The organism is Pantoea sp. SGAir0215 (genome assembly GCF_043543215.1).
Map to the genome: position 1 here is coordinate 3535447 of NZ_CP028031.1, position 11291 is coordinate 3546737.

The following is an 11291-nucleotide window of genomic DNA, read 5'->3' on the forward strand; positions in this document are numbered from 1 at the left end:
CACTATAACCGCTATTTGAAATCATTTCCCCCCCGACGTGAACGGAGTGATAGTTACCTCTGCTTTTCCCTGCTTAACCTGATCTCCCCACTCTACAGTGAACCTCTTAATCTGCCTGTCATCGACCCATACGCCAGCATGCGTAAGGCTGTCGAACAGCGCTTTCTGGTAGTTATCAAGGTCGCGATTGCGCTTGTCTGGCGGGTACAGCAACACGGTAACTTCAACGTTCACAGTAATGGGCTGTGGGCGGCGCCTAAGCTGTGTCAGGATGGCTGCGATTGCGTTTGAACGAAAAGAGCGCCCGGAGGCGCTAATTTTCATACCCGTATTCGTAGCCCGCCAGTAACCGTTAACGCTTGGTGGAAATGGAAGCGTAAGACGAATCATGGCTTGCTCCAGTGGTCTTCAATGGAAACGCCCAGGCGATGCAGCCAGTCAGCCAGTTTCAGCATCGACTCACGCTCACCCAAACCTTCAGGAAAGTCATCAAGTGATATGCTCGGCTTAAACCTGCCGTAAGCATCGCGTTCGATTGTTACGCTTTGCTCCAGCGTTGTTTTCCAAACGTGGCTGTAGTGCTTGATCAGATAAACCGTTTTTGTATTACCCTCTTTCACATCAAGTCTGTAATCAGTGAGGATGACCTGGTTATTTCTCCGATAAATATTTCTCCAGCTCATGCCACCCTCCCGGCTATAAGTTGCACGCTGCTGTCACACTGGTTACCCCAGCAATCCCAACCCTCGGCGGCGGTTCGCGCAAATAACTCTATGCGTGACACGTCACCGTAAAGCTGCTCAAGGCGGTTTCGAACCTCCCACGGCTTAGCGCTGTGCTCGCCCAGGCATGAGTAAACAACCTGCTTAACCGATGCACTGGCACGTTCAAGCCCTGCGCCGCGAGTTGCAATCAGCACGTCTTCTGTGTTGCTGCGGGTATGGTTGCCGCCATTCATACGCGTCTCAGCGTTAAGCATGTCCAACAAGTCACTAAAATCATGGATGGACTGATCCACCAGCGCACGATTGAAACGTTGCTCGGCGAGTTGATTTAGCTTCACCCAGGTAAAGCCCTTCATCGTCCGAACGCGGAAGCCCCACGCCTCAGCCAGCTCTCTGGCCTCCTGGTTATGCGTGCCGGTGTACCACATGGCCAGCACCGCGTTTTCTTCCGAAAGCGCCCACACGGGCAGGCGCTTAAGATCGGTCATTGACATAGTGCTGTAGTGATTCTTTGCTGCACCGTTACTGATTTTGTTGCCGTATTCCCATGGAGGATCAGCGTAGATAAGCTGGTAAGGCATTATTCGGCCTCCCCTTTTTGCTGGCTGAGATATTCGCCAACAATTTTCATTACCTCGCTGATACTGTCAGATGGAAGCCACAGTGCAGATTCTCCTTCAGGGTCAGTTGTATGCTCAGCTTGGGTCATTAACTCCACCAGACGACGTGCGCGATTTGCATTGAACTGCGGCATCGCAGCGGCTTTAGTCAGTTTCTTTTTGCCACTGGCTTTTGCCTTTTCCATCTGCTGTTGAGCGACGCTGGATGCTTTAGCGCCATGCTCACGCTGCAAAGCAATCGCAGTGGTGGCGGCAACCTCGCCGGACCTGACCATATCAATCAGGCCATCACCAACGGTAAGAAGCTGTAAGTGCTGCTCTACGTCAGTGACCGAGCGCTTAACCTTCTTCGCTATCTCTGCCGGTTCCCAGCCCTGATTGACCAGGCGCTGATAAGCGGCGGCACGCTCCAGCGGAAGTAACGCCCTGCCCTGGCTGCTTGTCACCATGAAGGCGATGCGGTCTGCCTCGCTGCCAACGAAGTCTTTGCACTCAAGGCGTAGCTCATAACCCGCTTCCTGAGCCAGCTTCGCACCGAAGTAGCGGTGATGCCCGTCGATAACCTTGATGCCCTGCTCGGTGACCTGAACGGCAAGCGGCGGCACATGCTCACCAGCGATAAACGCATCACGGAATTCCTCAGCGTGGGCCTGGTCAATTTCGCGGACGTTGTAACCCGGCTCCACGTATAGCTCATCCACGCTCAGAAGATAGGTTTTGCGCGTAGTGATATTGATTCCAGTTTCGTCTTTGCCTTTATAAACATTAGATAAGTTAGTCATACTGTGTGTAACTCCATAACCAGAGTGATAATGAGTAACAGGAGGATCACCAGCACTTCCGGCAATGACCTGTAGAAATATTCGTTCTCTTCGAAGTGGCGCTTTAGGGATGATTTCATCGGTTCAGCTCCCTCAGCCCTGCATCGCTTACCCTGCCGCTGGCTATGCCGCCGTAATGACCACAACGCATCTTCGCCCTGGACATGCACTTGTCACGGCTTACCTTGGCGTTCTGCCGGTTGTCATCGAACTTTGCCAGGATCATTGCCTGTAACCAGTTATGGCTTGCCCTCTGCCAGAGGCCTTTAGTCTGCAACTCTGTGGCTGTCTTGACTGCCTCAAGGTAACCAGCGTTTTCTGGCGGGCGCTCATAGGGCGTTATCGAATACGTGTAATCCTTGTTTCGGCTCAGGATGTGCTGCTCATACAGGCCGGTTACCGAATACCTGACAGCGGCGTTGGATAAACCTGTTTTCGCGCAAATCTTCGTGATGGTCATTGACCCATGCTTACGCAGGCAGTCGAGAATGATTTCAACGTTGTCCATGAATCCCCCTTAAGCGCCACGGAAGCCATCAGGGATGGCGTAATCGGTTGAAGGAATATCCGTAACCTGACGAATCCATTTGCCGTTCTCGCACTTTGGGCGTCCTGCCTGATTCCATTTCTGAGCGGAACCCAGATACGCGGGGAACTTGCCGGGGCGGAAAATAGTCTCCGGGCGAACGTACTCACTCATTCTGCTGTCCTGCATCCACTTGGCGATGGTGTAATCCACAGTGAGGATGAGCTCATCAGCGGTGAAGTCTTCAGCCAGGCGGCCACGAATAGGACCGAGTGACGATTTTGATTTCTGAAAACGGAGGCCAGAGGCGCGGTTAAGATGCTCAAGAACCCGAAAAGCATCTTCAGAAGGATCACTGTCGGGTTTCGCAGAAACCGGACAAGAGTCTTTACCTGTAATCTCTGTAGTATTCTCTGTTGTATTCTCTGTAAGACGAGGGCAATTTGCCCTGATGGATGAGGGCATGTTGCCCTGATCGATGAGTGCAGCCTGCCCCTCTCGATTGGTGCAATTTGCATTCTTCGATGAGTGCAAATTGCCCTCATCGGTCAATAAAGGGTTTGCGTGGTTAATTGCGTAATAATTAGTCCGATCATGCTGAGTTTTTTTCAGTTGCTCGACGAAAATCAGGTCACGCTTTTTAAGCGACGTAAGAGCACGCTTAACAGTGTCTGATGACCAAAATGGAAACTGATTTGTCCATTCGTCGATAGTGTTATAAACCCAGCGTTTCCCGTCATATTCGACGCCAGATGTGGTGTCTTCCAGCCAGTAGCAAATCTGTTGAAGCACAATGGCTTCATTGAGGCCAATGCGGCTGGCAAGCTCAGGGCTCACCACAAGCGGCTTGACCTTAAGCAGTAAACTCATGGTGATACCTTCCTGAACTTCTGACTGAACAACACACGCGGCAGCATGCAATCGTGGGGATAATTTGGGCGGCGGAAGATCACACGGTGATTAACCGTATCAACGCCAATAGTTGTGACCGGAACACCGCGATTGTCGGTGTAGCGCTCCACCCAGGGCTTGATGATTTCAGTTTCCATGGTTCACCCCGGCATCTGCTGGACGACGATAAAACTCTGCCCAGGCTGATTCGACTACCAAACGCGGCACGCACTGGTAGTTGTGAGGCTTATCCGCTGAGGATATGATTTGCTCATAGACAGGGACGCCAGCCTGATATCGGCAGCGGAATTGCCCTGACAACGGTTTCTGTTTTACAATGCTCATGCGATGAGTCTCCACACACGTTGATTTACTCGCACCGAACGCCCTAGGCTGCAACCCGGGGCGTTCACCTTTTCTGACCCCTGCTAAATCTGTAACCACTTCAAATGTCCTGCGCGTCGAACTGCATTCCGGCCACATCAGCTTTTCTCCCGGTTGATACGAACATGTCCACGGCGTGATCAGCTGTGCCTGCACTGAAGAGCGCAATGAGGCCGAAAAATCCGTGAACCTGATGATTGAGTTTTTTGCGGAATAACGCTGACAGCGTTTTGCGCTCGTGATGGTCGATGACGCCATCTGCCATAGCTTCAAGCTGGGCTGTTGCCAGTTCTCCTTCCGCGGCTTTGGCCTTCATCTGCGTATCGAACAAATCAACCTTGTCCATTTCGCCAGCAGCCTTGATGTCCACCAGCAGCATTCCATGACGAACGGCCATGAATTCAGCCACGCAATGGGTGCCGGACAGAACTTCCATTTGCATCAGCTCATCAAGGGTGAAAAAGCGACTGCCACACTTGCGGTACAGATGGTTATGGAACTGATCGATGCTCATGCCTAAATCAGCAGCCATACCTAAGCGACCGTGCTTATGTGCTTTGCACATCTGGCGAATTGCTTGGTTTATCGTGTCTACCATTTTGCTTTTCCTTGGGTAGTTAAATTATTTTTTTTCTCGGGTTATGGTTGTGAATCTCTTAGGGTAAAGAATCTGCATTTCGGTGATTTTCCCCTGGAAATAGGTAGTCAGCCTTTCTGCTACATCTACTGATGCTGCTTGGATACCTCTCTCAATTCGACTTAGGTTTCCTACATCAAGCTGAACTGCAACTGCTACCTGACTTAAAGTGAGTCCATTAGCAAGCCGCACGGCTCGCAAAGGTGTTTGCGGGATTTGCATTTTTACCTCCTCAATTGCGTAATTCGCATATTATTAGAATGCATCAACTTGCGCAAGATAATTTGCGTATTTTGCAAATGAGATTTGTAATTAGCCCATGAACATAGGAAATAAAATTAGAAGCCTGCGCAAAGCTCGGGGCATGAAAATAGAAGAGCTTGCTGAAGCCGTTGGAGTTGACGGCGCTAATATCTCACGCCTTGAAACTGGAAAGCAGAAATCTTTTACAGAACAGTCAATTAACAAAATAGCTAAAGCTTTGAATGTTGACGTAAGTGAGTTATTTTCACCTGGAACTGCTGAATCCACTGTATATAATGACAGTAGGAATTTACAAAAGCAGGAGCCAGACACTATGTATCGTGTGGAAGTCCTTGATGTGAGTGCCAGTGCTGGGCCTGGTGCATTTGTATCGGGCGATGTTATAGATGTAATTCATTCAATCGAATATGTAAGCGAGCACGCGAAAACGATCTTTGGCGGACGCCCAGCGTCCTCAATCAAAATGATTAATGTTCGTGGTGATAGTATGGCCGGAACTATCGAGCCTGGCGACTTAGTATTTGTGGATGTATCGATACATAGCGTGGATGGAGATGGTATTTATGTTTTTGGATTTGATGAAAAAATTCACATAAAGCGACTTCAATCTGTCCCTGACAAACTTTTGGTTCTGTCTGATAACCCCCAGTACAGGGAATGGCAAATAGACAAGGATAATGAACATAGGTTTTATGTCTTTGGTAAAGTAATGATCAGCCAATCCCAAGCAATCAAGCGCCACGCATAACTCTTTCCACTCCCATTTAGAAGATGTCGCTTAATCCTGCGATGTCTTTTTTGCATCCTTTAATTTGCATTTTGCGCATTTTAATAATTGCGTATTGTGCAATTTTGTTTTAATGTTATCCCATCAGTAGCGAACAGGAAGGACGCCCACGAAGTAGCCGCCCGAGGCGTAAGAAGACCGGGATGATTCGCGAATATGCAGAGTTTCAGGAAAGAGAGAGTGTTGTACTTGGCGGTTACTCCGGGGCTTTCATCCCATAAGGAGAGCGAAGGTAATGTTCACCCGGTTTAACCGCACTTTTTTGCACAACGATGAGAGCATTTGGCGGGCGCTTCAGGCCGCGCCACAGAGGCGCTGAGTGTTCTCTTCGTTGTGACATGTCACAACAACCTTCAAGTGTGGAGGCCCGGCTCTGGGTTGTTGCAGTAGCCCAGCAGCCAATTAACTAAATCCCAAAAGTTTTATTGCCATCTTCGGCAAGGGATTAGTGCAACCAAAAATCGTGTGTGGAGACGATATGAGTCACTTCAAATACCAAACCCCAGAGGCATTAGCCGCATGGGATAAGTTGCAAGCCGACCAGAAGCAGATGCGTGATGAAGGCGCTCAGTTTGCAGCCCTCTTCGGTGGACGTCCTGTTTACAGCAACGATATCAGCCGTTCTCGCTTTCATGGCGTTAAGTTTGACGACGCATTTTATATCGCAAAAGAGCTTTGGACTAAGCCAACGAGCTCGACAGGGTTTGCAAGCTGGCCCAAAGCGCGTGCACCGAAAGGACTGATCGAAGAATACAAAGCGCTGACCGAACTCTGGAAAGCTAATCACCCTTCGGTATCGGTTGATATCGACGAATTTTACAAGGCTGTAGGTTTCGACTGGGGGATGCTCCTTATCTGCGGCTTTACCTATTTCGCTTTCGATGGCGCTGTTTATGTCTCTACTAAAGCCAAGCCCCAAGATGGTTTTGGTGCGGTGGAAATCGTAGGTAGTGAGTTTGATAAAGCAAAAGCGGGGTATCTCGATGCAAAAGCCTGACGATCCTATCACCGTTGGCCGTATCACCCTGCCCTATAGCCATCTGCTCAATGGCTGGCTGATGCCTGACGGTACCGTTATCAAAAACCCAATCAAGGCGCAGAACGAAGCTGAGCGCCTTAACTGCAACATCGTTTTTCACTGAGGGCCACCAGCATGTTATCGAATAAATCAAACAAAGAACTTGTTGAAGCAGGCCATCAGTTCGCTAAAGCGCTTGATGCGGAAATGCCACTTATTGAAATCGCAAAGCTTGTCTCTGCCCTTTCTACTCGCCTGGATTGCGCCATCGTGCGTGGTGATGAATTACAGCAGAAGCTGGATGCGATGGCGGCCGAATCCATCCCTGAAGGTTATGTCTTGGTTCCTCAGAGCATGAATGTTTCAGCCGATGCAATGGAGTCCATTTGCTTCCACGGCGGTGACGGCGACGGCCAATTTGGTGAATTCACTGACGTCATTTTATGGGTTGGCCATATTGAAAATGATGACGGCACAAAAACATACGGGCTGAATATCACTACTGCTGAATATCCAGAAGACGGTAGCGCCAACATTAGCGAGTTCGCAGAACGCATTGGCTCCGGCACCCATGACACTGCGGATAAGGAAGCAAAGTGATGAACAATCGCGAACCAATGCGCCGCTCTGAAATTGACAGAGAAAAAATGAATCTGCCGGTTGGCATGACCTGCGGCGATTGTGTGCACTCTCGTCGCTGCAAAATGATGTTTGGTCATATTCCTGAAGACGAAGTGTGCGACTGGGCTCCATCAAGATTTCGTATGACCATCGTCACCCATGACACTGCGGATAAGGCGGGTGACAAATGAAAGAGCGCCCAATCCTCTTAAACGCCGAAATGGTTCGTGCAGTTCTGGACGGCAGGAAGACGCAGACGCGCCGGATTATGAAGGTGCAGCCTGATTCGCCGGGGTATGGCCTCCGCTTCATCACGGAGTCATTCAACAACCGTGAAACCGGTAAGTATTTCTGGTCGCAATCAGATGGCTGCGGCACTAACAAACCTCGCTCCAAACCTTTTTCATGCCCATTCGGTGCAGTAGGTGATCGCCTTTGGGTGCGTGAGAGCTTCTACGAGCACGGCCATTGGCAAGGCGGTGGCTATGACCCAGAAGATTCATATTTCGTCAGCGATAAGCAGGTTTTGTATCCGGCAGACGGGATTCAGCGACCCTTTGAACGCAAGCGTGAAGACTTCTGGCGCTCCCGTCCATCAATCCACATGCCGCGCTGGGCTTCCCGCATAACGTTGGAGATTACCGGCGTTCGTGTGGAGCGGTTGCGCGAACTGAGCGAAGAGGATGCCAAGTCAGAAGGCGTTACGCCACCAGCTGGCGGAGTTCTGCCTGGATGGGAGCATCGTATTAACTTTCGCGAATTGTGGATGAGCATTTACGGCACAGATAATTGGGAAGCTAACCCGTGGGTGTGGGTCATTGAGTTTAAGCGTCTCGATAATGCGGATAAGGCGGGTTGATATGGCTATCTGGATAGAAATTAGATGCGAAAGGCGCGGTGCTGGCAGGTCTAAATACGATGGTTTCCGCTGCTGGTCAGATGATAACGAAGGTCCAGGTGTAATGTCTAACGACTCTCAGCGCGGTTTGATTTTCTCCCATAAAGAGTTAATAGACGATTGCAAATCAGCGGGATGGAAGAAAGTTCGTGGGGAAGGTTGGGTTTGCCCCGCCTGTATTGCTTACGAAGCCAAAAAGGAGGCCAACCATGACAACTAATTCCCCCAATCCAGTTGATGGTGATGTACTGAAGGAACTTCGCAGCCGATATGCGGAGCCTAAAATCCCAAGTTGTAGCATTTGCGGTGGTGAGCTTTCTGTTCAACGTTCAGGCGGTGGAAGCCCTACGATTTGGGCTTGCTCAGGGATGATTGACGACCCTACTGGTGAGCGAACCTGGATTTATGCTGAAGGTCGTAGCTGTGCTGATGAGCACTATGAGCGCTCACGCTGGACCGATTACAGGCGTGGTGGTGACAGCGATGTAATTGACCTCATTGATGCTTACCAGGCTCTTTTAGCTCTGCACCTTAACGCCACCGCACAGCCTGTAAGCGATGGGTTGGTTTCAGTTCCGCGTTCATTAACGGCTGAGAATGGCGCGAAGGCGGCATTACTTGGTGAGTTTAGCGTGCAGCAAAATATTGTATGCCATGAATGCCTTGGTGAAGGTTGTGATGATTGCAACGGGCAAGGTCACTGGATAAGCAGCATTCCCGTTGACTGGACGACCATCAAGGAAATATGGGCTAAAGGTGTTGAGCATTTCTCGCCAGCAGCGCCGGGAGGTCAGGATGGCTAAAGTGATTAATCGCCAAGCTATGTTGATTGAGCTTCCTGAGTTCACGCAATCGCCACGTAAAATAGATATTGGTGACGATAGATATTCAAAGCCAAAAAACAAGATAACCAAAGCTCAGCGTGCCGAGCTGCGCCTTAAATTCGGTGGCAAGTGTGCGTATTGCGGCTGTGATTTGCCCGAAAAGGGATGGCATGCAGACCACGTTGAGCCTATCAGGAGGGATTTTGATGTCGTCTACTCTCGCGCTCATGGTGCTCACATATCCATAAGCAACGGGAAGGCACTAAATCCAGAGTTGCACGCTATCGAAAACCTTTTTCCGGCTTGCGCACCCTGCAATCTGTTCAAGGCAACCTGGAGTATTGAGGGGATGCGGAAGGAAATAACCCGCCAAGTAGAGAGAGCGCGAGCATACAGCGTCAATTTCCGCACAGCAGAAAGGTTCGGGTTGGTTGAGGTAGTTGAGAAGCCGGTAGTGTTTTGGTTCGAAACTTATGAGGGTGATAACGATGCCTAAATCCCCCGCCGAACGCAAAGCAGAGCAGCGCGCCAGACAGGCCGCTGCCGGTGTCAGAAAGCTGGAGATTGTTCTTGATGAGCAGGAACTGGCGATGCTGGAGCAGAACTGCACCGCTCGCCGTCCAGGGCGTGAGCCCTACGAAATGGCAGAGTATATCGCTCTGCTTATTCGCCAGGACGATGCGCGGGTCCGTAGCCGGTTCAAATCGATGAGTAAGCGCAAGTGCGGTAAGTGTGGAGATTGCCTGCCTGTGCAGGATTGCCCACTGAAAGAAGAGTCAGCCTGTTGGGTTCGCCTTGGCTGGCATGAAACGAAGTTGGTTTTAGCGCCGTGATCCGTCACGGCTTTTTAAGCCTGTTGCAGCGGGAGTGTGTGGAGGGTTTTATGAGCAAGTTGATGAGGGCCAGCAAGTGGGGTCAGCGTGAATTCGAAGATGGTTCTCAACCTGATAACAGGACAATTAGGCGCTGGGTGGAAAACGGCAAGCTGAAAGGGAAAGTTGTAGACGGAGTTGTTTGGGTTTGCTCGTCTGAGCAATGGGGAATAAGCAGCGACGTATCTCATGCCGTCAGGCAATTAATCAACGAGGGTTAAAATGGCAGCGCGTCCAAGAAAAAAAGAAAACCGCCATTTGCCTGACCATCTGTATCTTGATTCAGCAACAGGCACATATCGTTTTATCCTGGTAACAGGGAAAAGGAAATCGTTAGGTACGGATCGAGCAATGGCTATAGCTATTGCTCGTGAATACAACAACCAGATGCGGCCAGAAACAGTCGTTTCGCTGGCCGGACTCATCCGGGAATCAGGTGGCGTGAATGGTGAGGCTAATCCGTTCTCGGAACATGCGGATAAACTGCTGGCTAGAGCTATCAGGGACGAGAAGCCAGCTCCGATTACGAAAGATGTTTGGCTCAATGACATTGTTAGGGTAAAAGAATTTTTTACAATGCCTGCGTGCGACATCGATTTAGAACATGTAAACGGGTTTATTCAAAAATATCACGCTGAATCTTCGGCCAATGTTCAGAACCGTAAGGTAAGTTTCCTGCGTAAAGTTTTCAGCTATGCAGTCGATGAATCGCTGATGTTAGATAACCCGGCGAACCGTAAAAAACTAAGGCCAAAGGATGCAAAAAAACGCCGACGCCTCAGTCTTGTTGAATTTAAACTAATGCGTGATTCCGCTGAGCCATGGCTCAGAACAGCAATGGATTTAGCATTGCAGACCACTCAGGCTCGACTGGAAGTCACGCGCATAAGGTATTCAATAAAAGCCCCTAAATCGGGTGTATGTGGCTGTCTTTGGTATGATTCTCCACAGAACGATATTTATGGTGTGCTATATATTCACAGGCAGAAGGTTCAAACGAAAGAATCATCGCACATAGCCATACCAATCGGTCCTGAGTTAAAAAGAATTATTGATGAAAGTCGAGACCGTGTTGCTAGTCCCTATGTTGTTCACCGCTTGCCGGATAAAAATAGCAACCCTATTAGTAAAGAGGTAAACCATCCCACGCAGGTAGTACCCTCTTACCTAAGCAGAGCTTTTTCTGCTTTGCGTGATAACTTGGGCGTGGCCGGTAAGTATCCTATTGAAGAAAGGCCAACATTTCATGAGATAAGAGCATTGGCAGCTCATCTATTTGAAAGCCAAGGGGTAGACCCACAAGCCAGGATGGCTCACAGCGATGCAAAATCTACTAAAATTTATACACAAAATCATTTAGAATGGGTTCACGTACCTCACGCAGAACTTGAATTAGGATAATT

The 11291-nt window shown here is 49.7% G+C and carries 22 protein-coding genes; 12 read left to right on the forward strand and 10 right to left on the reverse strand.

From position 1 onward, the window contains the following. Nucleotides 1-21: 21 nt before the first annotated feature. The 10 genes from C1N64_RS16495 to C1N64_RS16540 form a co-directional block, all read right to left on the reverse strand. Nucleotides 22-387, reverse strand: coding sequence for a RusA family crossover junction endodeoxyribonuclease (locus tag C1N64_RS16495; RefSeq protein WP_394515511.1), 366 nt, complete (start codon nt 385-387; stop codon nt 22-24). Continuing rightward, a complete protein-coding gene (locus tag C1N64_RS16500; RefSeq protein ID WP_394514989.1) occupies nt 387-683 on the reverse strand; it encodes a hypothetical protein in 297 nt (98 codons plus the stop codon). The genes C1N64_RS16495 and C1N64_RS16500 overlap by 1 nt, the downstream gene beginning before the upstream one ends. Next, entirely contained in the window at nt 680-1306 is a 627-nt protein-coding gene (locus C1N64_RS16505) for an MT-A70 family methyltransferase (RefSeq protein WP_394514990.1), read from the reverse strand. The genes C1N64_RS16500 and C1N64_RS16505 overlap by 4 nt, the downstream gene beginning before the upstream one ends. After that, nucleotides 1306-2127: a ParB/RepB/Spo0J family partition protein gene (locus C1N64_RS16510; RefSeq protein WP_394514991.1), complete on the reverse strand. Its 822-nt coding sequence runs from the start codon at nt 2125-2127 to the stop codon at nt 1306-1308. The genes C1N64_RS16505 and C1N64_RS16510 overlap by 1 nt, the downstream gene beginning before the upstream one ends. Next, nucleotides 2124-2246: a hypothetical protein gene (locus tag C1N64_RS16515; protein WP_394514992.1), complete on the reverse strand. Its 123-nt coding sequence runs from the start codon at nt 2244-2246 to the stop codon at nt 2124-2126. Before C1N64_RS16515 ends, C1N64_RS16510 begins: the two co-directional genes overlap by 4 nt. Beyond that, nucleotides 2243-2674 carry a PerC family transcriptional regulator gene (locus tag C1N64_RS16520; RefSeq protein ID WP_394514993.1) on the reverse strand — a complete coding sequence of 144 codons (432 nt, stop codon included), beginning with the start codon at nt 2672-2674 and terminating at the stop codon, nt 2243-2245. Before C1N64_RS16520 ends, C1N64_RS16515 begins: the two co-directional genes overlap by 4 nt. 9 nt (nt 2675-2683) lie before the next feature. Next, nucleotides 2684-3562: a conserved phage C-terminal domain-containing protein gene (locus tag C1N64_RS16525; RefSeq protein WP_394514994.1), complete on the reverse strand. Its 879-nt coding sequence runs from the start codon at nt 3560-3562 to the stop codon at nt 2684-2686. Beyond that, a complete protein-coding gene (locus C1N64_RS16530; protein ID WP_394514995.1) occupies nt 3559-3741 on the reverse strand; it encodes a DUF4222 domain-containing protein in 183 nt (60 codons plus the stop codon). Before C1N64_RS16530 ends, C1N64_RS16525 begins: the two co-directional genes overlap by 4 nt. A gap of 287 nt (nt 3742-4028) precedes the next feature. Next, on the reverse strand, nt 4029-4565 hold the full coding sequence (locus C1N64_RS16535; protein WP_394514996.1) for a YmfL family putative regulatory protein: 537 nt from the start codon (nt 4563-4565) through the stop codon (nt 4029-4031). Nucleotides 4566-4589: 24 nt separating this feature from the next. Beyond that, a complete protein-coding gene (locus C1N64_RS16540) occupies nt 4590-4826 on the reverse strand; it encodes a helix-turn-helix domain-containing protein (RefSeq protein ID WP_394514997.1) in 237 nt (78 codons plus the stop codon). Nucleotides 4827-4923: 97 nt separating this feature from the next. Between C1N64_RS16540 and C1N64_RS16545 the strand changes: the two genes are divergently transcribed. The 12 genes from C1N64_RS16545 (at nt 4924) to C1N64_RS16600 (ending at nt 11289) form a co-directional block, all read left to right on the forward strand. After that, the gene (locus C1N64_RS16545) at nt 4924-5616 is read left to right on the forward strand and encodes an XRE family transcriptional regulator (protein ID WP_394514998.1); all 693 of its coding nucleotides are present in this window, start codon (nt 4924-4926) and stop codon (nt 5614-5616) included. 517 nt (nt 5617-6133) lie between these two features. After that, nucleotides 6134-6652, forward strand: coding sequence for a hypothetical protein (locus tag C1N64_RS16550; protein ID WP_394514999.1), 519 nt, complete (start codon nt 6134-6136; stop codon nt 6650-6652). Further along, complete coding sequence (locus C1N64_RS16555; protein ID WP_394515000.1) at nt 6639-6797, forward strand: DUF1317 family protein; 159 nt, start codon at nt 6639-6641, stop codon at nt 6795-6797. Before C1N64_RS16550 ends, C1N64_RS16555 begins: the two co-directional genes overlap by 14 nt. An 11-nt stretch (nt 6798-6808) precedes the next feature. Further along, nucleotides 6809-7273, forward strand: a complete 465-nt coding sequence (locus C1N64_RS16560) for a hypothetical protein (RefSeq protein ID WP_394515001.1) — start codon at nt 6809-6811, stop codon at nt 7271-7273. Next, nucleotides 7273-7485, forward strand: a complete 213-nt coding sequence (locus C1N64_RS16565; RefSeq protein WP_394515512.1) for a hypothetical protein — start codon at nt 7273-7275, stop codon at nt 7483-7485. Before C1N64_RS16560 ends, C1N64_RS16565 begins: the two co-directional genes overlap by 1 nt. Next, nucleotides 7482-8153 carry a hypothetical protein gene (locus C1N64_RS16570; RefSeq protein WP_394515002.1) on the forward strand — a complete coding sequence of 224 codons (672 nt, stop codon included), beginning with the start codon at nt 7482-7484 and terminating at the stop codon, nt 8151-8153. The genes C1N64_RS16565 and C1N64_RS16570 overlap by 4 nt, the downstream gene beginning before the upstream one ends. A 1-nt stretch (nt 8154) precedes the next feature. After that, nucleotides 8155-8412, forward strand: a complete 258-nt coding sequence (locus C1N64_RS16575) for a hypothetical protein (protein ID WP_394515003.1) — start codon at nt 8155-8157, stop codon at nt 8410-8412. Further along, on the forward strand, nt 8402-8995 hold the full coding sequence (locus C1N64_RS16580; RefSeq protein ID WP_394515004.1) for a hypothetical protein: 594 nt from the start codon (nt 8402-8404) through the stop codon (nt 8993-8995). The genes C1N64_RS16575 and C1N64_RS16580 overlap by 11 nt, the downstream gene beginning before the upstream one ends. Beyond that, entirely contained in the window at nt 8988-9512 is a 525-nt protein-coding gene (locus C1N64_RS16585) for an HNH endonuclease (protein ID WP_394515005.1), read from the forward strand. Before C1N64_RS16580 ends, C1N64_RS16585 begins: the two co-directional genes overlap by 8 nt. Next, nucleotides 9505-9849, forward strand: coding sequence for a hypothetical protein (locus C1N64_RS16590; RefSeq protein ID WP_394515006.1), 345 nt, complete (start codon nt 9505-9507; stop codon nt 9847-9849). The genes C1N64_RS16585 and C1N64_RS16590 overlap by 8 nt, the downstream gene beginning before the upstream one ends. A 50-nt stretch (nt 9850-9899) precedes the next feature. Beyond that, nucleotides 9900-10109: a hypothetical protein gene (locus C1N64_RS16595; RefSeq protein ID WP_064365979.1), complete on the forward strand. Its 210-nt coding sequence runs from the start codon at nt 9900-9902 to the stop codon at nt 10107-10109. A 1-nt stretch (nt 10110) separates the two neighbouring features. Then, nucleotides 10111-11289 (forward strand): phage integrase Arm DNA-binding domain-containing protein, encoded by a 1179-nt coding sequence (locus C1N64_RS16600; protein WP_394515007.1) that lies wholly within the window; start codon nt 10111-10113, stop codon nt 11287-11289. Nucleotides 11290-11291 lie beyond the last annotated feature (2 nt).